The 24,757-nt window shown below is 60.4% G+C and carries 23 protein-coding genes; 16 read left to right on the plus strand and 7 right to left on the minus strand.

Translation table 11 applies throughout. The features are described 5' to 3' along the window. Positions 1-64: 64 nt before the first annotated feature. Both ACQ4OE_RS06810 and ACQ4OE_RS06815 read left to right on the plus strand, forming a co-directional pair. A complete protein-coding gene (locus ACQ4OE_RS06810) occupies positions 65-1,060 on the plus strand; it encodes a hydrolase (protein ID WP_430946175.1) in 996 nt (331 codons plus the stop codon). Further along, positions 1,057-1,899 (plus strand): AraC family transcriptional regulator, encoded by an 843-nt coding sequence (locus tag ACQ4OE_RS06815; RefSeq protein ID WP_122594852.1) that lies wholly within the window; start codon positions 1,057-1,059, stop codon positions 1,897-1,899. The genes ACQ4OE_RS06810 and ACQ4OE_RS06815 overlap by 4 nt, the downstream gene beginning before the upstream one ends. A 51-nt stretch (positions 1,900-1,950) precedes the next feature. Here the strand turns inward: ACQ4OE_RS06815 and ACQ4OE_RS06820 are convergent, their stop codons facing one another. Beyond that, positions 1,951-2,805, minus strand: a complete 855-nt coding sequence (locus ACQ4OE_RS06820; RefSeq protein ID WP_430946176.1) for a sulfurtransferase — start codon at positions 2,803-2,805, stop codon at positions 1,951-1,953. 32 nt (positions 2,806-2,837) lie between these two features. After that, positions 2,838-3,509, minus strand: coding sequence for a TetR/AcrR family transcriptional regulator (locus ACQ4OE_RS06825; protein WP_122594665.1), 672 nt, complete (start codon positions 3,507-3,509; stop codon positions 2,838-2,840). Positions 3,510-3,656: 147 nt separating this feature from the next. On the opposite strand from ACQ4OE_RS06825, the gene ACQ4OE_RS06830 reads away from it, so the two are divergent. From ACQ4OE_RS06830 to ACQ4OE_RS06850, 5 genes are all read left to right on the plus strand, one after another. After that, complete coding sequence (locus ACQ4OE_RS06830) at positions 3,657-5,087, plus strand: coniferyl aldehyde dehydrogenase (protein WP_430946177.1); 1,431 nt, start codon at positions 3,657-3,659, stop codon at positions 5,085-5,087. A gap of 29 nt (positions 5,088-5,116) precedes the next feature. Further along, positions 5,117-5,662 carry a twin-arginine translocation pathway signal protein gene (locus ACQ4OE_RS06835; protein WP_430946178.1) on the plus strand — a complete coding sequence of 182 codons (546 nt, stop codon included), beginning with the start codon at positions 5,117-5,119 and terminating at the stop codon, positions 5,660-5,662. A gap of 90 nt (positions 5,663-5,752) precedes the next feature. Further along, on the plus strand, positions 5,753-7,348 hold the full coding sequence (locus tag ACQ4OE_RS06840) for a GMC family oxidoreductase N-terminal domain-containing protein (RefSeq protein ID WP_430946179.1): 1,596 nt from the start codon (positions 5,753-5,755) through the stop codon (positions 7,346-7,348). Positions 7,349-7,463: 115 nt separating this feature from the next. Continuing rightward, positions 7,464-7,943, plus strand: coding sequence for a pantetheine-phosphate adenylyltransferase (gene coaD, locus ACQ4OE_RS06845; RefSeq protein WP_003229157.1), 480 nt, complete (start codon positions 7,464-7,466; stop codon positions 7,941-7,943). Positions 7,944-8,045: 102 nt separating this feature from the next. Then, positions 8,046-8,297, plus strand: coding sequence for a YfhL family 4Fe-4S dicluster ferredoxin (locus tag ACQ4OE_RS06850; protein WP_017734768.1), 252 nt, complete (start codon positions 8,046-8,048; stop codon positions 8,295-8,297). Between the two features lie 133 nt (positions 8,298-8,430). Here the strand turns inward: ACQ4OE_RS06850 and ACQ4OE_RS06855 are convergent, their stop codons facing one another. The 3 genes from ACQ4OE_RS06855 to ACQ4OE_RS06865 all read right to left on the minus strand — a co-directional run bounded on the left by ACQ4OE_RS06855 (position 8,431) and on the right by ACQ4OE_RS06865 (position 10,461). Next, positions 8,431-8,754, minus strand: a complete 324-nt coding sequence (locus tag ACQ4OE_RS06855; protein ID WP_430946180.1) for a multidrug transporter — start codon at positions 8,752-8,754, stop codon at positions 8,431-8,433. Between the two features lie 69 nt (positions 8,755-8,823). Next, positions 8,824-9,636, minus strand: coding sequence for a bifunctional DNA-formamidopyrimidine glycosylase/DNA-(apurinic or apyrimidinic site) lyase (gene mutM, locus ACQ4OE_RS06860; protein ID WP_122594660.1), 813 nt, complete (start codon positions 9,634-9,636; stop codon positions 8,824-8,826). A 12-nt stretch (positions 9,637-9,648) separates the two neighbouring features. After that, a complete protein-coding gene (locus ACQ4OE_RS06865) occupies positions 9,649-10,461 on the minus strand; it encodes an HDOD domain-containing protein (RefSeq protein ID WP_430946220.1) in 813 nt (270 codons plus the stop codon). Between the two features lie 227 nt (positions 10,462-10,688). Between ACQ4OE_RS06865 and ACQ4OE_RS06870 the strand changes: the two genes are divergently transcribed. The 6 genes from ACQ4OE_RS06870 to ilvD all read left to right on the plus strand — a co-directional run bounded on the left by ACQ4OE_RS06870 (position 10,689) and on the right by ilvD (position 18,413). Continuing rightward, complete coding sequence (locus ACQ4OE_RS06870) at positions 10,689-11,228, plus strand: type 1 glutamine amidotransferase domain-containing protein (protein ID WP_430946181.1); 540 nt, start codon at positions 10,689-10,691, stop codon at positions 11,226-11,228. 173 nt (positions 11,229-11,401) lie between these two features. Next, the gene (locus ACQ4OE_RS06875) at positions 11,402-12,598 is read left to right on the plus strand and encodes a class I SAM-dependent rRNA methyltransferase (RefSeq protein ID WP_430946182.1); all 1,197 of its coding nucleotides are present in this window, start codon (positions 11,402-11,404) and stop codon (positions 12,596-12,598) included. Positions 12,599-13,046: 448 nt separating this feature from the next. Continuing rightward, a complete protein-coding gene (locus ACQ4OE_RS06880) occupies positions 13,047-14,117 on the plus strand; it encodes a SagB family peptide dehydrogenase (protein ID WP_430946183.1) in 1,071 nt (356 codons plus the stop codon). Next, on the plus strand, positions 14,114-15,091 hold the full coding sequence (locus ACQ4OE_RS06885; protein ID WP_430946184.1) for a diiron oxygenase: 978 nt from the start codon (positions 14,114-14,116) through the stop codon (positions 15,089-15,091). Before ACQ4OE_RS06880 ends, ACQ4OE_RS06885 begins: the two co-directional genes overlap by 4 nt. Further along, complete coding sequence (locus ACQ4OE_RS06890; RefSeq protein WP_430946185.1) at positions 15,084-16,316, plus strand: MFS transporter; 1,233 nt, start codon at positions 15,084-15,086, stop codon at positions 16,314-16,316. The genes ACQ4OE_RS06885 and ACQ4OE_RS06890 overlap by 8 nt, the downstream gene beginning before the upstream one ends. Positions 16,317-16,571: 255 nt before the next feature. Then, positions 16,572-18,413 carry a dihydroxy-acid dehydratase gene (gene ilvD, locus ACQ4OE_RS06895; protein ID WP_430946186.1) on the plus strand — a complete coding sequence of 614 codons (1,842 nt, stop codon included), beginning with the start codon at positions 16,572-16,574 and terminating at the stop codon, positions 18,411-18,413. Positions 18,414-18,500: 87 nt separating this feature from the next. Here the strand turns inward: ilvD and ACQ4OE_RS06900 are convergent, their stop codons facing one another. Next, positions 18,501-19,562 carry a haloacid dehalogenase-like hydrolase gene (locus ACQ4OE_RS06900; RefSeq protein WP_430946187.1) on the minus strand — a complete coding sequence of 354 codons (1,062 nt, stop codon included), beginning with the start codon at positions 19,560-19,562 and terminating at the stop codon, positions 18,501-18,503. A gap of 242 nt (positions 19,563-19,804) precedes the next feature. Between ACQ4OE_RS06900 and ACQ4OE_RS06905 the strand changes: the two genes are divergently transcribed. Beyond that, positions 19,805-21,196 (plus strand): L-cystine transporter, encoded by a 1,392-nt coding sequence (locus ACQ4OE_RS06905; RefSeq protein ID WP_105704593.1) that lies wholly within the window; start codon positions 19,805-19,807, stop codon positions 21,194-21,196. A gap of 109 nt (positions 21,197-21,305) precedes the next feature. Here ACQ4OE_RS06905 and ACQ4OE_RS06910 read toward each other — a convergent pair whose 3' ends face one another. After that, a complete protein-coding gene (locus ACQ4OE_RS06910) occupies positions 21,306-21,818 on the minus strand; it encodes a dihydrofolate reductase (protein WP_016983213.1) in 513 nt (170 codons plus the stop codon). 85 nt (positions 21,819-21,903) lie between these two features. Here ACQ4OE_RS06910 and ACQ4OE_RS06915 point away from each other — a divergent pair, with 85 nt between their 5' ends. Together ACQ4OE_RS06915 and ACQ4OE_RS06920 are read left to right on the plus strand one after the other, a co-directional pair. Next, entirely contained in the window at positions 21,904-23,277 is a 1,374-nt protein-coding gene (locus tag ACQ4OE_RS06915) for a DUF2868 domain-containing protein (protein ID WP_430946188.1), read from the plus strand. Beyond that, a complete protein-coding gene (locus ACQ4OE_RS06920) occupies positions 23,270-24,655 on the plus strand; it encodes a GTPase/DUF3482 domain-containing protein (RefSeq protein ID WP_430946189.1) in 1,386 nt (461 codons plus the stop codon). The genes ACQ4OE_RS06915 and ACQ4OE_RS06920 overlap by 8 nt, the downstream gene beginning before the upstream one ends. Positions 24,656-24,757 lie beyond the last annotated feature (102 nt).

Below are 24,757 nucleotides of genomic sequence, written 5' to 3' on the forward strand. Positions count from 1 at the left end.
CCGACCGGCCTGAACACGCGGCGCGCTTCACAAGAGGCGCCGCCGCGCTGCATCGAGAACCATCGTGTCCGCCTCTTCAGAACGCTTCACCCCCGCCCTCGGCCTCGGCAATCCGCACCTGCAAACCTTGTGGGGGCCGCTGTGGCGCAAAACCGTGCACATCGAACGCGAGCGCGAGCGCTTGTGGCTTGAGGACGGTGACTTTCTCGATCTTGACTGGCATGGCCCGCACACGGCCGATGCGCCGTTGGTGCTGGTCTTGCACGGCCTGACCGGTTCGTCCAATTCACCCTATGTGGCCGGCGTACAAAAGGCGTTGGCCGACCAAGGTTGGGCCAGCGTGGCGCTGAACTGGCGCGGTTGTTCGGGCGAGCCGAATCTGCTGCCGCGCAGCTATCACTCCGGCGCCAGCGAAGACCTTGCGGAAACCATCAAGCATCTGCGCGCCAAGCGTCCGTTGGCGCCGTTGTATGCCGTCGGCTATTCGTTGGGCGGCAACGTGCTGCTCAAGCATCTGGGCGAAACCGGTAGCGCCAGTGGCGTACTGGGTGCGGTGGCGGTGTCGGTGCCGTTCCGTCTCGACCAATGCGCCGACCGTATCGGCCAGGGCTTTTCCAAGGTCTATCAGGCGCACTTCATGCGCGAGATGGTCGCCTACATCAAGAACAAGCAGCGGCAGTTTGAGCACGACGGGCGTGAAGACGGTCTGGCGGCACTGGCGGCGCTCGGCTCGCTGGAGAACATGCGCACATTCTGGGACTTCGATGGCCGGGTAACCGCGCCGCTGCACGGCTTTACCGATGCCGAGGATTACTACCGTCGCGCGTCGAGTCGTTATTATCTCGGTGAAATCCGTACGCCGACCCTGATCATTCAAGCGGCGGACGACCCGTTTGTGTTCCCGCACAGTTTGCCTCTGGCGAGCGAACTGTCGGACTCAACCACCTTTGAATTGCAGGCACGCGGCGGGCACGTAGGCTTCGTCGATGGCTCTGTGCGTCAACCCGGTTACTACCTCGAACGCCGCATCCCGCAATGGCTGGCCAGCGTGTCCGCATGAGCGCTCAGGGCGAATCGATCCATTTCTGGCAATCGGCGCCGTTGCCCGGTGTCGAGCTGTTGTCGGCACGCTACATCGAACAGCGTTTCGCCCCGCATGTGCACGACGGTTTTGTGATTGGGATGATCATGGCCGGCGCCCAGCGTTATCGCTATCGCGGCGCCGAGCATCTGGCCGGCAGCGGCACGCTGGTGCTGATCAACCCGGATGAGCTGCACACCGGGCACAAAGGCACCGAGGACGGTTGGCTGTATCGAGCGTTCTATCCGGACACTGGCAAGATTCTTTCATTGCTGGAGGAGCTGGAACTGTCCACCAGTAACCTGCCAGCGTTCGGCGCTACGCTTTACCGCGACCCGGATCTGGTCAGCGGCTTTGCACAATTGCATCGCTTGCTCGAAAGCCCCGCCACCGCGCTGCAACAGCAAACGGTCTGGCGCGAGATGATGTTGCTGCTGTTGCAGCGCCACGCGGCAGTGCGAGAAATCGGCAACCCCGGCAAGGAGCACCGCGCAGTGCTGACCGCCAAGGATCTGCTGCATACACACCTGGCAGCGCCGCCGTCGCTGGAGGAACTGGCGGCGGCGGTCAATCTGTCGCCGTTCCATTTCGCCCGGGTGTTCCGCCGTGCGACGGGCATGCCGCCGCACACCTGGCTGATGCAGCAACGCATCGCCCAGGCGCGGGCGCTGTTGCAACACGGCTGCCTGCCCGTGGAAGTCGCCACGCAGTTGGGTTTTGCCGATCAGAGCCATTTGAGCCGGCAGTTCAAACAGGCTTATGGCGTTGGCCCCGCTGCGTACCGTAGCGCCCGACAATTTCCTTCTGACAACGAATAACCAATCGTGGGAGCGAGCCTGCTCGCTCCCACAGGGTGGTACTTGTGGGGATTATTCGCCCGTGGCGATACCGCGAGAAGGCTCGTTGATCCACTCACTCCACGATCCGGCATACAACGAAGCCAACGGATAACCCGCCAGGCACAACGCAAACAGGTTATGGCACGCGGTCACCCCGGAGCCGCAGTAGGCGACCAGTTTCGACGGTGAACGCTGTCCGAGTTTTTCAGCGAAACGCTGTTTTAGCTGATCGGCCGGCAGGAAGCGTCCATCGCTGCCCAGGTTGTCAGTGAACGCAGCGCATTGCGCACCGGGAATATGCCCGGCCACGGGATCGATCGGCTCCACTTCACCCTTGAAGCGCGGCAAAGCGCGAGCGTCTAGCAGGGTCAGCGTCGGTTGCCCGAGACGTTGTTGCAATTGCTCGGCACTGAGTAGCAAAGCGTTATCCGCCTGACCACTGAAGTGCCCCGTCGTGCCCGTTGGGGCATCGAGGCTCAGCGGCAATCCCGCCGCATGCCAAGCCTTGAGCCCGCCATCGAGAATGAACACGCCGTCACGCTTGCCCAGCCACGCCAGCAACCACCATGCCCGCGCCGCGTAGGCGCCGGGGCCGTCGTCATACAAAACCACGTCGCTGTCGTTGTTGATGCCCCACGTCTGCAGGCGCTCAATCAATTCGGCCGGCTCAGGCAACGGGTGCCGACCGGTCACGCCTTTGATGATCTTGCCGCTCAAGTCACGTTCCAGATCGGCGAAGCTGGCCCCGGCAATGTGCCCTTCGGCATAACTGCGCTGGCCATAGTCCGGATCTTCGAGGGCGAAACGACAATCGAGAATCACCAGCCCCGGCTGATCCTTGCGGGCATCCAGCGTTTGCGGGCTGATCAGTTGCGCAATCGGCATAACGGGCTCCTGTGGAGTTTCAACAGAACGGTTTATTTCACGTCTTCGAGGGCCTGAGCCAGCGGTACGTAGAACTCATCAAACAAGGCGTTGACCTGTTCTCGGGCCTCGTCGGTGACAAACCCGGCTTCGAGGACCAACACCTGGTACACGCCACGTTTAACAGCTTGCTCGCTGAGGTGGTTGGAGTTTTCCCGGGTGGTGCAGAGAAAGCGCACCCACGAGGTCAGGATGATCCACGCGTTGAGGGTCAGGGACTCGATCTGCACCCGATCCATTTTCAGAATCCCGGCGGCGACAAAGCCTTCGTAGATCGCCGCGCCTTGAATCACGCAACGCTGGGAAAAGCGCCGGTAACGCGCAGCCAATTCGGCATCGCTGTCGAGCAGATGCTCAAGGTCGCGGTGCAGAAAGCGGTAACGCCACATCGCCGAGAGCAGTTCCTTGAGATAGAAACGCTTGTCTTCGACCGTCGCGGCGCGCCCCTGCGGCGGACGCAGGAAGCTGTCGACCAAGGCTTCGTACTCACTGAACAACACGGCGATGATCGCCTGCTTGTTGGGGAAGTGGTAGTACAGGTTGCCCGGAGATATCTCCATGTGGGCGGCGATGTGATTGGTGCTGATGCTGCGCTCGCCCTGTTGATTGAACAGCTCGAGGCTGTTCTGCACGATGCGCTCGCTGGTTTTTATTCGAGGGGCCATGGCTTGAGCTTTAATTCAGAGTGCGATGGGGGAGCATCTTACGACCTATCCGGACACGGATAAAACAAAGCTGCGCACGGAAGTCATTTGACTTTATAGAGCATAGACTCTAAAAAGTTCATCACTACAATAAATCCGGAGCCTACGATGACTGCCGATATTGCCTACCTGCAAACACTGCAACAGCCACTCGACGCGCTCGACCGGCTGTTCAAAGCGCAACGGGCAGCCTACGCCGCCAACCCGATGCCACCTGCTGCCCAGCGCCAGCAATGGTTGAAGGCATTGCGCGACGTGTTGAGCAGTGAGCGTCAGGCATTGATCGAAGCCATCGGCACGGATTTCAGTCACCGCAGCGCCGATGAAACCCTGCTTGCCGAATTGATGCCAAGTCTGCACGGCATTCATTACGCCAGTCGCCGTCTCAAGGGCTGGATGAAACCCTCGCGACGTCACGTCGGTATGGCGTTCCAGCCCGCTGCAGCGAAAGTGGTGTATCAGCCGCTGGGCGTCATCGGCGTGATCGTACCGTGGAATTACCCGTTGTATCTGGCCATCGGGCCATTGGTCGGCGCGCTCGCGGCGGGCAATCGGGTGATGCTCAAACTCAGCGAATCGACCCCGGCCACCGGCCTGCTGCTCAAAGAACTGCTGGGGAGAATCTTTCCCGAAGATCTGGTGGGCGTGGTGCTCGGCGAGGCTGACGTCGGCGTGGCATTTTCGCGCCTGCCGTTTGATCACCTGCTGTTCACAGGCTCAACCAGCGTCGGCAAACATGTGATGCGCGCGGCGGCCGAAAACCTCACGCCGGTGACGCTGGAACTGGGCGGCAAATCCCCCGCCATCGTCTCCAGAGACGTGCCGCTGAAGGACGCCGCCGAACGCATCGCCTTCGGTAAAACCCTGAATGCCGGACAAACCTGCGTCGCCCCGGATTACGTGTTGGTGCCGGAAGACCGCGTCGGCGGCTTCGTCGAAGCCTATCGTCAGGCGGTGCAGAGCTTTTACCCGACCCTCACCGACAACCCGGATTACACGGCGATCATCAACGAACGCCAACTGGCGCGCCTCAACGGCTACGTCAGCGACGCGACCAGCAAAGGCGCGCTGCTGATTCCGCTGTTCGAGCAAGGCCAGGGCCGACGCATGCCACACAGCGTGCTGTTGAATGTCAGCGACGACATGACCGTGATGCAGGACGAAATCTTCGGCCCGCTGCTGCCGATCGTGCCGTACCGCGATGTGGAGCAGGCATTTGCTTACATCAATCAGCGCCCACGTCCTCTGGCTCTTTACTACTTCGGCTACGACAAACGTGAACAGAATCGCGTGCTGCACGAAACCCATTCCGGCGGCGTGTGCCTGAACGACACGCTGCTGCACGTGGCACAGGACGACATGCCGTTCGGCGGTGTCGGGCCATCGGGCATGGGGCATTACCACGGCCATGAAGGTTTTCTGACCTTCAGCAAGGCCAAAGGCGTGCTGGTTAAACAGCGCTTCAACGCGGCCCGGCTGATTTACCCGCCCTACGGCAAATCGATTCAGAAACTGATCCAGAAGCTGTTCATTCGCTAAACATTCGTCATTGCCGGGTAATAAAAATAATGCACCCAAGCCTGACCGAAACACCTGCCCTGTCGCGCCGTGGCCTGCTGAAATTCAGCCTCGGCGCCACGGCGTTCCTCGCCACCGCTGGCCTCGGCGCTAGCCTAAGTGGTTGCTCGTCGAGCGTTGCTGCCAATGGATTCATCGCGCTGCGCGACGGCGATCTGCTGTTCTTGCGCGCGCTGATTCCGGTGATGATCGAGGGCGCCGTGGCCACCGAGAAAATGCCCGCCGCGATTGATGGGACGCTGAAGTCGCTGGACTACAGCCTCGATCACCTGTCGCCGGAAATGCTCAAACTCACCCGGCAACTGTTCGACGTGCTAGGCATGGCCGTCACGCGCGGGCCGCTCACCGGGATCTGGGGCAGTTGGGAAAACGCCAGCCCCGAGGCGATGCGCCATTTCCTCGATCGCTGGGAAAACAGTTCGCTGAACCTGTTGCGCATGGGGCATAGCTCGTTGCAGCAGATGGTGCTGATGGCGTGGTACGCCCGCGCCGAGTCATGGGCGCATTGCGGTTATCCCGGCCCGCCCACCGTCTGAGATCGGCGTAGCGCCTTTCGCGAGCAGGCTCGCGCCCACAGGGGCCAGCCGCCACACCTTGCATCCAGAATAATAAAGAGAACCTGACCGATGCCCGTACCCGACCCGTTCCGTGAAGGCCTCGCCCGAGGCTGGAAAACCTACAACGGCGCACAACTGAGCGATGACCTGGCGCTGGAAGCCGATGTCGCCATCATCGGCAGCGGCGCGGGTGGCGGGACCACCGCTGAAATCCTCAGCGCCGCCGGCTACAAAGTCCTGCTGATCGAAGAAGGCCCGCTGAAGACCAGTTCCGACTTCAAGATGCTCGAAGATCAGGCTTACAGCAGCCTCTATCAGGAAGGCATCGGGCGTATGAGCAAGGACGGCGCGATCACCATCCTCCAGGGCCGAGCGGTCGGCGGCACGACGTTGATCAACTGGACATCGAGCTTTCGCACCCCCGAGCCGACCCTCGAACACTGGGCCAAGGAACACAACGTCATAGGCCATAGCCCAGCCGAAATGGCGCCGTGGTTCGAAAAAATGGAACAGCGCCTCGGCGTCGCCCCGTGGATGGTGCCACCCAACGCCAACAACGACGTGATCCGTAAAGGCTGTGAGCAACTCGGCTACAGCTGGCACGTGATCCCGCGCAACGTGCGCGGCTGCTGGAACCTCGGTTACTGCGGCATGGGCTGCCCGACCAACGCCAAGCAATCGATGATGGTCACCACCATTCCCGCCACACTGGAAAAGGGTGGCGAGCTGCTCTATCTGGCCCGCGCAGAGAAACTGCTGATCAACGGCGACACCGTCACCGGCGTGCAATGCGTGGCGATGGACGAGCGCTGCGTCGAACCTACCGGGCGCAAAATCACCGTCAAGGCGCGGCATTACGTATTGGCCGGCGGCGGCATCAACAGCCCGGCGCTGCTGCTGCGTTCTGAGGCGCCGGATCCGCATAAAAACCTCGGCAAGCGCACCTTTCTGCACCCGGTGAATATGTCCGCCGCGCGCTTCGACGAGGTGGTCAACCCGTTCTACGGCGCGCCGCAATCGATCTACTCCGACCATTTCCAATGGAAGGACGGCACCACCGGCCCGATGGCGTTCAAACTTGAAGTGCCGCCGCTGCATCCAGCGCTCGCAGCGACGCTGCTCGGTGGATTTGGCCAAGAGAACGCGCAACACATGGCCGATCTGCCGCACACCCACGCGATGCTCGCCCTGCTCCGCGATGGTTTTCACCCGGACAGCACTGGCGGCGCGGTCGAGCTACGCGGTGACGGCTCGCCGGTGCTCGATTACCAAGTCTCGGCGTACGCCTGGGAAGGCTTGCGCAAGGCGTTTCACGTCATGGCTGAAATCCAGTTCGCCGGCGGCGCGAAATCAGTGATGCCGATGCACGCCGACGCCCGTTACGTGAACACCCTGGCCGAAGCACGCGCGTTGATCGATGGCCTGAGCCTTGAGTTGTATCGAACGCGGCTCGGCAGTGCCCACGTCATGGGCGGCTGCGCGATGGGTGAAGACGCGAAAAGCGCGGTCACCGACAGCCTCGGTCGCCACCATCAATTGAGCAATCTGTCGATTCACGACGGCTCGCTGTTCCCCACCAGCATCGGCGCCAACCCGCAGCTGTCGGTGTATGGCCTGACCGCGCAACTGGCGAGCGCACTGGCCGACCGGCTGCAAAATCCGTGAATATGCGGATTATTGCCATCGTCTATAGTGCTTTCTTACCCAACAGGCGACTTGGCCGACCGGGACGGCTGCGATACCATCCGACTCCCCAACGGACTCCCGCCAGGACGACGCGATGAACCGAGTGTTGTACCCAGGTACCTTCGACCCTATTACCAAGGGCCATGGCGATCTGGTCGAACGCGCCTCGCGCCTGTTCGATCACGTGATCATTGCGGTCGCCGCCAGCCCGAAAAAGAACCCGCTGTTCCCGCTGGAGCAACGGGTTGAACTGGCTCGCGAGGTCACCAAACACCTGCCGAACGTGGAAGTCGTCGGTTTCTCGACGCTGCTCGCGCATTTCGCCAAAGAGCAGAACGCCAACGTGTTCCTGCGTGGTTTGCGTGCGGTGTCGGACTTCGAATACGAATTCCAGCTGGCCAACATGAATCGCCAGTTGGCGCCGGATGTCGAGAGCCTGTTTCTCACCCCGTCCGAGCGTTATTCGTTCATTTCTTCAACGCTGGTGCGGGAAATTGCTGCGCTGGGCGGCGATATCAGCAAGTTCGTGCATCCGGCCGTGGCCGACGCGTTGACCCTGCGCTTCAAGAAGTAACGACCGTTCAAACGGCGCCCGCGTGCACTACGGGCGCCAATGCGGCACAATTGCGCGCATTGATTTATAGCGCCCGGGCCTGCCGCCCCGGCTGGAGTTAGCATGTCCCTGATCATCACCGACGATTGCATCAACTGCGACGTCTGCGAACCCGAGTGCCCGAACGCTGCAATTTCCCAAGGCGAAGAGATCTACGTGATCGACCCGAACCTGTGCACCCAGTGCGTCGGCCACTACGACGAACCGCAGTGTCAGCAGGTCTGCCCGGTGGATTGCATTCCGCTGGACGAGGCGCATCCGGAGACTGAAGAGCAGTTGATGGACAAGTATCGCAAGATTACCGGCAAGGCCTGATCCGCCGGATTTGTAGCGCTCTCTCGGGCCTCTTCGCGAGCAGGCTCGCTCCCACATTGGAATGCATTTCAAATTGTGGGAGCGAGCCTGCTCGCGAAAGGGCCATCAGCAACAGCGCAAAACCAGGATCAGCTCACTCACGCTGCTCAAACCCCTCCCCAATACACCCCAGACACCGCACAAAAGCCGCCTTCGCCGGATCCACCACCAGCGCCTGCCCCGCATCGCCAATCCCGCCGCCCAGCGCGGTAAACGGCAACGATACGACAAACGCCCCCGCACCGATCACCGTTGCCACTACCAATAACGGTCGGGCAATCAGCAAGTCGCCGAGCATGGCGTAGGCCGGGGGATTCTGGATGGTGTAGCGCGGATCACCGCTGCCGTTTTCCGTGGCCTGAACGGCCAGGCTGGAACTCAGCAGCAGCGAGATGAGCAAGACTTGCAAGGCTTTCATGGCACGATCCTTCGGGCTGAACGGTGAGACAACTCACTATAGACCGTAAGACTTTTTCAGCTGTTTGCCTCAGGTCTGGCAGCGCGGGCAGAACACACTGGCCCGCTGGCCGAGCTTCACTTCGCGCAGGCCGGTGCCGCAGACCTTGCAGTGCTCACCGCCACGGCCGTAGACAAACAATTCCTGCTGGAAATACCCCGGTTGACCGTCGCCACCAATAAAGTCACGCAGCGTAGTGCCGCCGCGCTCGATGGCAGCGGCGAGGATGCGTTTGATCTCGATCGCCAGCTTCAGATAGCGCCCCCGGGAAATGCCCCCGGCCTCGCGACGCGGGTCGATCCCGGCGGCGAACAATGCTTCGGTCGCGTAAATATTGCCGACCCCGACCACCACTGCGTTGTCCATGATGAACGGCTTCACCGCCATCGAACGTCCGCGCGATATCTGAAACAAACGCTCGCCATCGAACAGATCGGTCAGCGGCTCCGGCCCGAGTCGAATCAGCAATTCGTGATTGAGTGGATCGGTACTCCACAGCATCGCGCCGAAACGCCGTGGATCGGTGTAGCGCAGGGCCAGGCCCGACTCCAGCTCGATATCGACATGCTCATGCTTCAACGCCGGCAGGCCTGCTTCAACCAGACGCAAATTACCCGACATGCCCAAATGGCTGATCAACGTGCCGACTTCGGCATTGATCAACAAATACTTGGCACGGCGCTCGACCAACACGATGCGCTGCCCCGACAGGCGCACATCAAGGTCGTCCGGGATCGGCCAGCGCAGGCGCCGGTCACGCACGATCACCCGGCTGACACGTTGACCTTCCAGGTGCGGAGCAATGCCCCGGCGGGTGGTTTCGACTTCCGGCAATTCAGGCATGGGCTTCTCGAATCAATGCGCGCCGAGGTCGCGGATCGTTTGTTTGAGGGTTTCGAAGTCGTAATCCGACAGCCCTACGTAATCGAGTACCAGCGGCCCGACTGCGTTCCATTCGAAATCTTCGGTCTGGTTGCCGAGCACGCGATACGAGGCGCAAATATGCTCGGCCATCTTCAGGATCGCCAGCAGGTTTTTCACCTGACTGTTGCGCGACGATTCATCGCTGAAGATTGCCAAAGCATTGTGGTGATTGGCGATGGCGGCGCTGACGTGCTCCGGCAGGCGCCACGACTTGGCGGTGTAATAACCGACCACGGCGTGGTTGGTGTTGAACTCACGGTTCTCGGTGTCGACCACCCGGCATTCCGGGCTGGCGTTGGCGTAAGCCTGTTCCAGCACCGTCATGTAATTGGGAAAACGCTGCAACATCAACGGCACGCCGCAATCGTGGAACAGGCCCAAGGCGTACGCCTCGTCACCGGCCTGAGTGCCAATACGCTTGGCCAGGGTCAGGCAGGTCATCGCCACATCCTGGGCGGTGTCCCAGAAACGGTTGAGGGTCACGATGGTGTCGTCGTTCATCTCGCCTTTGATCGACTGCGCGTTGATCAGGTTGATGATCGAACGGCTGCCCAACAGGTTCACCGCGCGCTGAATCGAGGTGATCTTGTTGCTCAAGCCGTAATACGGCGAGTTGACGATTTTCAACAGCGAGCCAGACAGGCCGGGATCCTGAGCGATCAGCTTGGCGATCACCTCAAGGTCCGGATCGGGCATGTACTGCTCCATTTGCAGATCCACCATGATCTGCGGTTGCGCCGGCACACTGATGCCTTGCAGCGATTGTTGAATCTGTTCGGTGGTCAGCTCTTGGGACATAAGTACACACTCTGGGACAGGCGGCGATTCTAACCGCTGAAACAGTGAGACGACACACCGATGGGCATATCGGAGGAACTTTCATTCAAGCTCAGGCTTCGGACTTTGTAAGGCCCAGCGGATTTTTTCTGTCCGGTGCGGCAACAAATCCCTACAGACTCAGGAGCTTATCGATGGCCACCTCCCTCAACGGCAAGCGCGTCGCTTTTTTGGTAACCGATGGTTTCGAACAGGTTGAATTGACAGGCCCCAAGCAGGCCCTCGAGCAGGCTGGCGCTCAGGTCGACATCCTTTCGGCCGAGGCCGGCAAGGTCAAAGGCTGGAATCACGACAAACCGGCGGATGACTTCAAGGTTGACCAGACCTTTCAGGGCGCCAGCAGCGAGCAGTACGACGCAATCGTCCTGCCGGGCGGCGTGCAGAATTCCGACACCATCCGCATTGACGAGGATGCCCAGCATCTGGTCAAGACCGGCGCCTCCGCTGGCAAACCGATTGCGGTGATCTGTCATGGCGGCTGGTTGCTGATCTCGGCCGGGCTGGTCAACGGCAAGACCATGACCAGCTACAAGACACTCAAGGATGACCTGGTGAATGCCGGGGCCAACTGGGTCGATAAAGAAGTGGTCAGGGACGGTCACCTGATCAGCAGCCGTCAGCCGGACGATATTCCGGCGTTCAACAAAGAGTTGATCGACGCGCTGTCGGCGTAATAGTCAAAACCGCCTTCGCGAGCAAGCTCGCTCCCACACTGGTCTTGTGTCAGTCACCAATTCCATGTGGGAGCGAGCCTACTCGCGAAGAGGCCATCAGCGTTTCATCGCTCATCAAACCCGACACAAGTCCCAACACGCTATACTCCCGCTCTTTTTTCCGGAGCGACGTCATGTCCCTGCCTAGCTTGCGCCTCAAAGCCAACGCCGACCGTCGCCTGCGCGCCGGTCACCTGTGGGTCTACAGCAACGAAATCGATGTAGCCGCCACCCCTCTGCACGGCTTTCAGGCCGGCGATCAAGCCATCCTCGAAGCCGCCGGCGGCAAGCCCCTGGGCGTCGTGGCGATGAGCCCGAACAACCTGATCTGCGCGCGTCTGCTGTCGCGCGACGTCAAGCTGTCGCTGGACAAATCCTTGCTGGTGCACCGTCTGAACGTTGCCCTGTCGCTGCGCGAGCGCCTCTTCGACAAGCCGTTCTACCGCCTGGTCTACGGCGATTCCGACCTGCTGCCAGGCCTGGTCGTCGACCGTTTCGGCGACATCCTGGTGGTGCAGATCGCCTCGGCGACCATGGAAGCACATAAGGAAGACGTGATCGCAGCGCTGACCCAAGTGCTCAAGCCGAGCGGCATCCTGTTCAAGAACGACTCCGCTGCCCGTGATGCCGAAGGCCTCAACCGTTACGTCGACACCGTGTTCGGTCTGGTGCCGGAGTGGGTTGCGCTGGAAGAGAACGGCGTGAAGTTCGAAGCCCCGGTCATCCAGGGTCAGAAAACCGGCTGGTTCTACGACCACCGCATGAACCGCGCACGTTTGGCGCCTTACGCAAAAGGCAAACGCGTGCTCGACCTCTATAGCTACATCGGTGGCTGGGGCGTGCAGGCTGCCGCTTTCGGCGCCAGCGAAGTGTTCTGCGTCGATGCTTCGGCTTTCGCCCTCGACGGCGTCGAGCGCAACGCAGCGCTGAACGGCTTCGCCGACAAGATGACCTGCATCGAAGGCGACGTTTTCGAAGCACTGAAAGAACTGAAAGCCAGCGAAGAGCGTTTCGACGTGATCGTTGCCGATCCGCCGGCGTTCATCAAACGCAAGAAAGACATGAAAAACGGCGAAGGCGCCTACCGTCGCCTGAACGAGCAAGCCATGCGCCTGCTCAACAAGGACGGCATCCTCGTCAGCGCTTCGTGCTCGATGCACCTGGCGGAAGACAGTCTGCAGAACATTCTGCTGACCAGCGCTCGTCACCTGGATCGCAACATCCAGTTGCTGGAGCGCGGCAGTCAGGGCCCGGATCACCCGGTGCACCCGGCGATTGATGAGACCCGCTACATCAAGAGCATCACCTGCCGCCTGCTGCCTAACAGCTGATAGGCGCATCGACGGGGAGCCCAACGGCTCCCCGTTTTACTGTGTACGCCGCCGATCCTCCGTCTTTTTAATTTTCGAGCCTTCTATTTCCCACACCGGCCTTCCGTTTGGAGTGCAGGAAATTTCCTTGCACCTTTTAATTATTTAAATTTTTCCCACAAGTTCTTTCCAGTCTAAAGATGCGTCCGACAAAATTACTGGAATATTCCTACTTAATATCCGCTTGCCAATAATCCATTACAAACTATTATTGAGTTGTCACCACGAGGTGGCACTTACCAAACATTGAACAAGGAGTTCACGTTATGAAAGTTATCTCTATGGAAGGCAACAAAATCGCAAACCTGGCTTTTCTGGTAGCGCCTAAAGCCCGCTAAGCAAGTCTAGACGCCGGAGTGTGCCGGCCATCCGGCGTCTTCCAGACCTTCAACCAGAGAACCCGTCAAATATGCACATCAATCCTCACTTATTCATTTTGCCGCGCACGCCTGCTCAAATTGTCTGGAACTATAAAGATCATATCCAACACGAACTTGATTACGACTATTCAAAACGTCTCGGCCAATTAATAAACAATCCCGACCTCTTCAATAGCGGCAACACTATAGACATACAGCTATTGAATGCGGGGATACTAACCGTTTCAAAAACCGACAATACAGAATGGGGTTGGGACGAACTGTCGAAGATCTATCACATCGGCACGCAAAACATTCCATGCAAACATATCCCGCAAAATATTCACGAGTGGACCAGAGAATATCTGGACCACTGCAACGAAGTATTGGCTGCACCTTTACCTCCAGCGCGACGCATGCTCGACAACGCCAGCACACGCATTGAACTGCCCACCCCTACAACGCCGGCTCACGACAACCTGACCCACGCCCTGACCCAACGCAAAACCTGCCGTTCCTTCACCGGAGCAGTCCTTTCACTCAACGATGTCAGCTCATTGCTGTACCTGTCCTTCGGCTACCTGCACGAACGCGACAGTTCTGCAGACGGCATTGCTGAAGGTCTCGCCGCGCGACGCAGCAGTCCCTCCGGGGGCGGGTTGAATGCTTGTGAGTGTTTTTTGCTGGCACAGAACATTGAGGGGCTGGAGCCCGGCGTTTATGCCTACCACCCTGCCGAACATGTCCTCACCCCTGTGAACCCCTGGCCGCAAGCTCCACTCGGTCAGTTGCTCGGCGGGCAGCATTTCATCAACAACCTGCCCCTCGGCCTGTTCATTACTGCCCGCTTCGACAAGTTGTGGTGGAAATACCAACATTCGCGTGCCTATCGCATGGCCTTCGTTGAGGCCGGTCATCTCTCGCAAACCTTCCAGTTGGTCGCCACCGCGCTAGGATTTAATACCTGGCTGACCGGGGCGTTCGCCGACGACCAGGTCGAATCCTTGCTCAAGATCGAAGGCAGCGCCGAGCAACCGCTGTTCTTTGTCGGTTGCGGTGAAAGCGATGGTCAGGCGATGTGCCAGGAAATGCTCGACCTGCTGCGCGAGGAGCAGTCATGAGCGCGACCACTGTCGAACAGGACGAGGCACCGGTTTCCTGGGCGCTACGCTTTACGCTCGCTGACTGGGACACCCGCGCCTCGGTGCGCAGCAGTCAGCACGACTATCTATTGCCCGATGATGTGCCGCAGCAGTTGCTGACCCGTTACTGGTTTCCCCCGGCCTTCCTGCCGTATCTGGCCCACCCGGCCATCGTCGCTGCAGGTCGGGAGGTCACCCACCGGCTGACAGCCAATCATCTGGTGCACTTTCTCGACTACACAACGCTGCTCGAACATCGCATCGTCAACCGTGCCGTCGAGGTGATTGTCCACGGCGAGCTGCCGGCCTTCGTGCCTGAGCGAATGAAAACCGGCGCGCTCCAGCTCTACACCGACGAGGGCTACCATGCCCTGTTCTCGCATCGCCTCGCGCAGCAGATCGCCAGCCTGTACGGGTTTGCCGACCGCCCGCAGATGCCGCTGCGCATCAGTCGATTGAATGCCCTGATCGCCCGCACTCCCGAACACAACCGCGCGCTGGCCTGGTTTCTGCTTGGCTTCGTTTCGGAAACCATCATTGCCCGCGAGCTGCTCGATGTCTGTCGCGACAGTCTGGTGTCCAGCGTGAATGACATGCTGCGCGATCACCTGACCGACGAGGCCCGCCACAGCCGTTATTTCGCTGAAGTGTTCCATTACCTGTGGCTGACCCTGAACACGCGTCAACGCACCTTCGCGGCCCGAACGCTGCTGCACGTCATCGATATTTTCTTTGAGGTCGATGAACGCTGGCTGCGGCAGAGTTTGCGCAGTAATGGCATCGCCGAAAACACCATTGAAGACATCCTCGGCAGCCTGACTCAACTGGAAGCGAAGCGTCTGCGCGCCAAAACAGGGGCGGTCGCCACCCTTGATGCACTGAAAAAGGCTGGTTTCTTCGCCTTGTCCACTAACCGCAAACTGTTTGTTAAGGCAGGACTGATCGATGAATGAAGGAACACCAGTAGTCTCCCCCCGGCAACGACGCGGCGCTGTCAGCCTGGTAATGGCCATGATCCTGCTCGGGGTGTTTCCGCTGGATGTCCTGCTGCCGTCGTTCCCGGCCCTGGCCGCGCACTTTCGCAGCAGCCCGGCGGATATCGCGCTGTCGATCAGCCTGTTTGCGGTCGGCATCGCCTTCGCGCAATTACTGATCGGCCCCCTGTCGGATGTGATCGGACGCAAAGGGCTGCTGCTCGCCGGTATGGCGGTGTCATTGCTCGGTGCGCTCGGTTGCACGGTGTCCAGCGATTACACGCTATTTCTGTTCTTTCGGCTGGTGCAGGCACTGGGCTGCGGCTGCTTCGTTCTCTCTCAGGCGCTGGTGCAGGATCTGTTCGAAGGCGAAGAACGTGATCGCCTGCGCATTTTGATGGTCACCGCGACGGGGGTTTTCATTTCGCTGTCACCCTTGGCCGGCACCGTTCTGCAAGCCAGTCTCGGCTGGCGCGGCAGCTTCTGGTTGTTCGCCGCACTGGCAGCGGCGGTGCTGATCAAGGCTTGGCTGTTTCTGGACAACGGGCGTGCTCAGGCCAGCGGCAGTCCCGTGCAGTTCCTCAAGGCATATCGACGGGTGCTGGGGGATCGCGACTTCGTTGGCCTTTGGCTGATTTCGGCCTTCGCCTTCGCCTGCCACTTTTCCTTCATCGTGATTTCGCCGCTGATCTTCATGGATCAACTGCAGCTGTCGGCTTACGACTTCTCTTTGATCCTGCTGATCTATGGCGCGGCCTACGTCATGGGTGGCATTGTCGCCACCGTGCTCAGCCGGCGGATCACGCCTGGCCAGCAGATCATTACCGGACTGAGCCTGATCCTCCTGTCGGGGCTGGTCATGCTAACGCTATCGGCCAATTTCGAACTGTCAGCCATCACCGTGCTGATTCCGATGCTGATCTGCACCGCCGGCACCACCATCGCTCGCCCGGCTGCCACCTCCCGGGCCATGGGCCTTTTTGCGGACATGGCCGGCACATCGGCCTCGGCGGGCAGCACAATCATCTTTATCTGCGGCGGATTGATCAGCGCAGTGATCAGCCTCAGCGCGGCCAATCTGCAGTCAACGCTGGGTTACTGTTTTGTGTTGCTCAGCGGCGTGGCGCTGGTGCTCAACAGCCGCATCAGCTTGCGTGGCAGAAACCTGGAGGCGGCCATCGTCCTGCGGCCAGGAGCCGATTGACGCTGCCGGTCGTCATCCCACAGACACCGTCGGCACTGGAACAACGCTTTGCGCCATTCCCTCCAGACGCCAGCGGTGTAGAATCGGCAGATTCATCGCCATTCATCCCCGGCGGGTTTATGAGCTCAGGCTGAGACCAGCGGCGATCCCGCAACGTCATCGGCAACTTCCGGACACACGGCCATTTCTGAGTGTTCCAGACGTCAATAGAAGCTCACTCCCATTTAGTACCTGATTAGCCGCCCGGAGTGCTCCATGCCAGATTACCGCTCGAAAACATCCACCCACGGCCGCAACATGGCCGGCGCCCGCGCACTGTGGCGCGCCACGGGGATGAAAGATGACGACTTCAAAAAGCCGATCATCGCCATTGCCAACTCGTTCACCCAGTTCGTTCCGGGCCACGTGCACCTGAAGGATCTGGGCCAACTGGTCGCCCGTGAAATCGAACGCGCCGGTGGCGTGGCGAAAGAATTCAACACCATCGCCGTCGATGACGGCATCGCCATGGGTCACGACGGCATGCTGTATTCGCTGCCGAGCCGCGAGATCATCGCCGACTCCGTCGAATACATGGTCAACGCCCACTGCGCCGACGCCATCGTCTGCATCTCCAACTGCGACAAGATCACCCCGGGCATGTTGATGGCTGCCTTGCGCCTGAACATTCCGGTGATCTTCGTTTCCGGCGGCCCGATGGAAGCCGGCAAGACCAAACTCGCTTCCCACGGCCTCGACCTCGTCGACGCCATGGTGATCGCCGCCGACGAAAGCGCTTCTGACGAGAAAGTCGCTGAGTACGAGCGCAGCGCCTGCCCGACCTGCGGTTCGTGCTCCGGCATGTTCACCGCCAACTCGATGAACTGCCTGACCGAGGCACTGGGTCTGGCATTGCCGGGCAACGGTTCGACCCTCGCCACCCACAGCGACCGCGAACAACTATTCCTGCAAGCTGGCCGTACCATCGTCGAACTGTGCAAGCGTTACTACGGCGAGAACGACGACTCGGTATTGCCGCGCAACATCGCCAACTTTAAGGCGTTCGAGAACGCGATGATGCTCGACATCGCCATGGGCGGATCGACCAACACGATCCTGCACTTGCTTGCCGCTGCCCAGGAAGCCGAGATCGATTTCGACCTGCGCGACATCGATCGTCTCTCGCGCACCGTTCCGCAGCTGTGCAAAGTGGCGCCGAACATCCAGAAGTACCACATGGAAGACGTGCACCGCGCCGGCGGCATCTTCAGCATCCTCGGTTCGCTGGCCCGTGGCGGTCTGCTGCACACCGACCTGCCGACCGTGCACAGCCGCAGCATGGAAGAAGCCATCGCCAAGTGGGACATCACCCAGACCACCGATGAAGCAGTGCATCACTTCTTCAAGGCCGGTCCTGCCGGTATCCCGACGCAGACCGCATTCAGCCAGTCGACTCGTTGGGAAACCCTGGATGACGACCGCGAAAACGGTTGTATCCGCAGCTTCGAACACGCCTATTCGCAGGAAGGTGGTCTGGCTGTGCTGTACGGCAACATCGCCCTCGACGGCTGTGTGGTGAAAACCGCCGGTGTCGACGAATCGATCCACGTCTTCGAAGGCAACGCGAAGATCTTCGAAAGCCAGGACAGCGCGGTGCGCGGCATCCTCGCTGACGAAGTGAAGGCTGGCGACATCGTGATCATTCGCTACGAAGGCCCGAAAGGCGGCCCGGGCATGCAGGAAATGCTCTACCCGACGTCGTACCTGAAATCCAAAGGCCTGGGCAAAGCCTGCGCCTTGCTGACTGACGGCCGCTTCTCCGGCGGTACGTCGGGTTTGTCCATCGGCCACGCTTCGCCTGAGGCTGCGGCCGGCGGCGCGATCGGTCTGGTGCAGGACGGCGACAAAGTGCTGATCGACATTCCGAACCGCTCGATCAACCTGTTGGTCAGCGATGAAGAACTGGCGGCACGCCGCGCCGAGCAGGACAAGAAAGGCTGGAAACCGGTCGAGATCCGTCCACGCAAAGTGACCACCGCCCTTAAGGCTTATGCCCTGCTGGCGACCAGCGCCGACAAAGGTGCTGTGCGTAACAAAGCGATGCTCGACGGGATCTGAAAAAGCTCAAAGCGGCGAGCTGCAAGCGGCAAGAAAGAGCAACGTGGCTCTTGCTTGCAGCTTGCGGCTCGCAGCTATCAGCTGCTTTTACTGGATTTCTTCAGGCTTGACGATCACCCAATTCTTGTCCGCCGTCACCGGTAACCCTTCCTTCGCCTGCGCCGCTGCATGCTTGGCCATCATGCCGTTCAACTGCGTCATGTACTTGTCCTTGCGGTTGATCCACAAGTGAATCCCGCCCTTGGCCACGTCAACATCGTGGAACAGCATGTAACCGTCGCTGGTCGGGGTATCGCCACCGACCAATACCGGTTTTTTCCATTCATCGATGTAGGTCAGGATCGCCGCGTGTTTACCGGCCATCCAGGTTGCCGGAGTCCACAGATAGGGCGTCAGCTCCAAACCCAGGTTGGCCTTCTCGTCATATTTTCCGGCGGTGATCTGCTTGCGCGCGGTGGTCAGTTCATTGGTCTCGCGGTTCTTCAGCAGCGTGGTCACGCCGATGACGTTCTGCGGTTTAACGTTGTAGCCGTACTTCGGATCCGCCGCGACCATGCGCACCAGTTCTTCAGAGGCGGCGGTCATCACGTAGACCTCGATGCCGTTCTCCATCAGCTTGTTGTACAGCTCTTGCTGGCCGGTGAAGATCTTCGGCGGATTGACGTCGAGCTTTTTCACCACATCGCCTTCGTAATAAGTCGCCGGCAACGGTTTGCCCGATGCCATCAGCTCATCGACGTAGCCCTTGAGTTCTTTGAGGGTGAAGCCGGAGAACACTTGCGCCACCCACGGGTAGCAAACCATGTCGTCGACTTCGCAGAGGCGATAGTAGTAACTGAACAGGCTTTCCTTATGGTCGGCGGTGTCCTTGAACGGCATCAGCTTCAGAGAGGGGTCGAGCTTGTCGCGGGTGATCAGGCCCTTGTTTTCCATGAACGGCAACAAGGACTCTTCGAGGTCGTAGCGGTAACTGGTGTTGTCCATGTCGAACACCGCGTAGTTACCTTTGTTGGCGTTGGCGGCGATCATCGCATCCAGCGCTTTGGCCTGATCGACGGGCCAGTGTTTCAGGTCGGTGGCGAACGCCTGAGTTGCCAGGCCCATGCCCACCGTCAGTGCGACAGCCAGAAATTTCGGTGCGAACTTCATAAGCCTCTTCTCCCTGATTCAAAGAGATCGACGCTAACAAATAAGTGTGACAGTCCCCGTCTGTCAGCGACCGCCCACGTCCCTGTTTGCGTCAAACGCATTGCCGAGAGCGACACTGGCTTATTCCAAAAACGACGGACACCCTGCGATTTCGGTATTAAATCATTGCAAATCAAACTGTTAGGCTTGCCGGTTCGCAGTTGCCCAAGAATGCGACTGGCACAAGTCTTATCGGAGTTTTCATGAATCTGCCGCTGATCCTCAATCTGCTGGTGTTCCTCGCCCTGCTCTTCGGTCTGGCGCAAACCCGCCACACCACGTGGAGCCTGGCGAAAAAAGTTCTGCTCGCCCTCGCGCTCGGCGTAGCTTTCGGCGTCGCCCTGCACACCGTTTACGGTGCCGGCAACCCGGTGCTGAAGGCCTCGATCGGCTGGTTCGATCTGGTCGGCAACGGCTACGTGCAGTTGCTGCAAATGATCGTCATCCCGCTGGTGTTCGCTTCGATCCTCAGCGCTGTGGCGCGTCTGCACAACGCCTCGTCGCTGGGCAAGATCAGCTTCCTGACCATCGGCACGCTGCTGTTCACCACCGCGATTGCGGCGCTGATCGGCATCGGCCTGACCAATCTGTTTGGCCTCACCGCCGAAGGTTTGGTCGCCGGCACCCAGGAAATGGCGCGTCTGCAAACCATTCAGACCGACTATGCCGGCAAGGTCGCCGACCTGAATGTGCCGCAACTGCTGCTGTCGTTCATCCCGCAAAACCCGTTCGCTGACCTGGCGCGGGCCAAGCCGACTTCAATCATCAGCGTGGTGATTTTCGCCGCGTTCCTCGGGGTTGCTGCGCTGCAATTGCTCAAGGATGACGTCGAGAAAGGTCAGAAAGTGATCAACGCCATCGACACCCTGCAAGCCTGGGTGATGCGTCTGGTGCGTCTGGTGATGAAGCTGACCCCATACGGCGTATTGGCGCTGATGACCAAAGTGGTCGCCGGTTCCAACCTGCAGGACATCATCAAGCTCGGCAGTTTCGTCGTGGTCTCGTACCTCGGTCTGGGCCTGATGTTTGTCGTGCACGGTTTGCTGGTGTCGGCGGCCGGGATCAACCCGCTGCGTTTCTTCCGCAAGATCTGGCCGGTGCTGACGTTCGCGTTCACCAGCCGTTCCAGTGCGGCGAGCATTCCGCTGAGCATTGAAGCGCAGACCCGTCGCCTAGGGATTCCGCAATCGGTGGCGAGTTTTGCTGCGTCGTTCGGTGCGACGATTGGCCAGAACGGTTGCGCCGGTTTGTACCCGGCGATGTTGGCAGTGATGGTTGCGCCGACCGTGGGCATCAACCCGCTGGACCCGCTGTGGATCGCGACGCTGGTGGCGATTGTGACGCTGAGTTCGGCGGGCGTGGCCGGTGTCGGTGGCGGCGCGACGTTCGCGGCGCTGATCGTGCTGCCGGCGATGGGTTTGCCGGTGTCACTGGTGGCGTTGCTGATTTCGGTGGAGCCGCTGATTGATATGGGCCGTACCGCGTTGAACGTGAGTGGTTCGATCACCGCTGGCGCGATTACCAGTCAGGTAATGCAGCAGACGGACAAAGAGTTGCTGGATGCGGATGAGCATGCGGAGTTGGCTCAGGCCTAAGCTCTTCTTTGCCTGATCCGGCCTCTTCGCGAGCAGGCTCGCTCCCACATTGGAATGCGTTTCCCCTGTAGGAGTGAGCCGGCTCCGGGCGGCGTTCCGACGATGCTTCTTAGGCTTTTTCCCAGACTTCAAAGTTGTACGCCGGCTTATCTTCAACCGCCGGGTTTTCAACGTTGGAAACCAGTTTCCACTGGTGCAAATCAAACTCCGGAAACCACGCATCCCCTTCCGGGCTCAACGCCACGCGAGTCAGATACAGACGATCCGCCTGCGCCAGCCCTTGCGCGTACAACTGCGCGCCGCCAATCAGCATCAGCTCATCGACGCCCTGTTCCTTCGCCCATTCCTCGGCGCGAACCACCGCGGCTTCCAGCGACGGATAAACTTCCGCGCCTTCCAAGACCAGATCGGCCTGACGGCTGACCACGATGTTCAAGCGCCCCGGCAATGGTCGACCGAGCGAATCCCAGGTCTTGCGACCCATGATGATCGGCTTGCCCAAGGTCGTGGCCTTGAAGTATTTGAAGTCCCCCGGCAGGTGCCAGGGCATGCTGTTGTCGACGCCGATCACGCGGTTTTCACCGAGGGCTGCGATCAGGCTGAGGGGGAGTGATTTAGTCATGCCGGCGAGGATACCAGAGCCGTGCTTACCCCGATAAGCGCCACAGCGGTTATGCTCAGCGCTCAATTGAGCGACGGAATGGCGCGTGACTGAACTGACTCCACTGCAAAACCTCTGGCTCACCGAGACCGTGCGCCTGCGCGAAGAACACGCAGGCCCGCTGGAAGATCTGGAAGCCAATCGACTGGCGCGCGTGGCCGGCGGCGATCTGCCGAGCCGCATTCAACGCCGGGCGTTATGGCTGGCCGAACGTGACGGGCTGACGGCGGCACTGAAACACTGGCTGCAAGGCGCGCGTCTGGCGCTGGTGTTGCTGATGATCTTCGCGGTCCTGAGCGGCGCCGGTCTGGCCTTCGCTGCGCTGGGGCAAGCCCCTGTCAATGTGTTCTGGGCCTTGGGCAGCCTGCTCGGGCTGAACCTGATTCTGCTGCTGAGCTGGCTGCTGGGATTGATCTTTGCCGGCGAACACGGCGCCACCCTCGGTCGATTTTGGCTGTGGCTTAGCGAAAAAATGGCCCGCGACGCCAAAGCCGCGCAACTGGCACCCGCCCTGCTACTGATGCTGCAACGCAAGAAACTCAATCGATGGGCGCTCGGTACGCTGGTCAACGGTTTGTGGTTGCTGGCGATGTTCAGCGCTCTGATCCTGCTGCTGACGTTGATGGCGACCCGGCGCTACGGCTTCGTCTGGGAAACCACGATTCTCAGCGCCGACACCTTTATCCACGTCACCCATGCCCTCGGTTATCTGCCGTCGCTGCTCGGCTTCAATGTGCCAACGGTGGAGATGATCCGCGCCAGCGGCGACGCTGCGCTCGACATCGAAAGCGCTCGTCAGGCCTGGGCGACCTGGCTGGTTGGGGTGTTGGTGGTGTACGGCGTGCTGCCGCGACTGCTGCTGACGCTGTTGTGTTTCTGGCGCTGGAACAGCGGCAAAGCCGCGCTGCGTCTGGACTTGAATCTGCCCGGCTACGCGCAATTGCGGGAACGTTTGATGCCGACCAGCGAACGCCTCGGCGTCAATGATCCGGAGCCTGCACAAATGCATCGTGTCGAAAGCGGTGTCGGCGAACTGGTTAGCGAAGGCGCATTGCTGGTCGCTATCGAACTCGACGAAAAGCGCCCATGGCCGCCCGCGCTGCCGAAAAATGTCAGCAACGCCGGCATCCTCGACAGCCGCGAATCGCGCCATAAACTTCTCGAACAACTCAGTCGCTTCCCTCCGGCACGTCTGGCGATTGCCTGCGACCCACGGCGCTCGCCGGATCGCGGCAGCCTCGCCTTGATCGCCGAACTGGCGCGCAGTGCGGGCGAGACTCGCGTCTGGCTGCTGCAAGCACCGCCCGGTGAAGCACTGGATGCCGAGCGCCTCGGCGACTGGCACGTTGCGCTGCAACAGCTTGATCTGAAGTTCGCCGATTGCGCGCCGTTGAACTGGCTGGAGACGGGTCATGACTGATGCCTGGAAAGCGCCGCTGAAACTCGCGGTGGTCGGCCACACCAACGTCGGCAAAACCTCGCTGCTGCGCACGCTGACCCGCGATGTCGGCTTCGGCGAAGTCTCCCATCGCCCGAGCACCACGCGGCATGTCGAAGGCGCGCGTTTGTCGGTGGACGGCGAGCCGTTGCTAGACCTCTACGACACGCCCGGCCTGGAAGACGCCATCGCCCTGCTGGATTTTCTCGAACGTCTGGAACGCCCCGGCGAACGCCTCGATGGTCCGGCGCGACTGGCGCGGTTTCTCGACGGCAGCGAGGCGCGCCAGCGCTTTGAGCAAGAAGCCAAAGTGCTGCGACAACTGCTCGCCTCCGACGCCGGTTTGTATGTGATCGACGCCCGCGAACCAGTGTTGGCAAAGTACCGCGATGAACTGGAAGTGCTCGCCAGTTGCGGCAAACCGCTGCTGCCGGTGTTGAATTTTGTCAGCAGCGCCAACCATCGCGAACCGGATTGGCGGGAGGCGTTGGCGCGGCTCGGGCTGCATGCGCTGGTGCGCTTCGACAGCGTGGCGCCGCCCGAGGATGGCGAGCGGCGGCTGTATGAAAGCCTTGCGCTGCTGCTGGAAAACGCTCGTCCGCAACTGGAACGGTTGATTGCCGATCAACAGGCTCAACGCCTGGCGCGTCAGCAAAGTGCGGCGCGATTGATTGCTGAATTGTTGATCGATTGTGCCGCGTGCCGGCGCAGTGTGGTCAGCGAAGCCGCGCAGGAACAGCAAGCCATCAGCGAATTGCGCAAGGCTGTGCGTCAGCGCGAGCAGAAGTGTGTTGAGGCGTTGCTCAAGCTGTATGCGTTTCGCCCGCAGGATGCGGCGGCAAGTGATTTGCCGTTGCTCGATGGGCGTTGGGGCGATGATTTGTTCAACCCGGAAACCTTGAAGCAACTCGGTGTGCGCGTCGGCGGTGGGATTGCTGCGGGGGCGGCCGCTGGGGCTGGTGTGGACTTGCTGGTTGGCGGGATTACGCTTGGCGCGGCGGCATTGGCGGGTGCGATTGCCGGTGGTGCCCTGCAGACCGCGCGCAGTTATGGCAGTCGCTTGCTGGGCAAGATCAAAGGCCAGCGCGAACTGACCGTGGATGATGGGGTGTTGCGGCTGTTGGCGTTGCGCCAGCGGCAGTTGGTGTTGGCGCTGGATCAGCGTGGGCATGCGGCGATGGATGCGGTCCAGGTGGCGACCCCGCAGGATAAAACCTGGCGTGAGGGCAAGTTGCCTGAGGAGCTGAACAAGGCGCGGGCGCATCCGCAGTGGTCGTCGTTGAATCCGCAGGCGAAGTTGAATCAGGCGGAAAGGCAGGAGCAGATTGAGGCGTTGGTTGATCGGGTGCTTGAGCTCTAGATCGCTACCCCCTCACCCCAGCCCTCCCGAAACGTCGGACCGCCCCCAAGGGGTAGAGGGGGAAGGGAGCAGATCTCCAGGCTTTTCAAAACCTGAGTTCGG

This window comes from Pseudomonas sp. WC2, from assembly GCF_050586545.1.
GTDB lineage: Bacteria > Pseudomonadota > Gammaproteobacteria > Pseudomonadales > Pseudomonadaceae > Aquipseudomonas.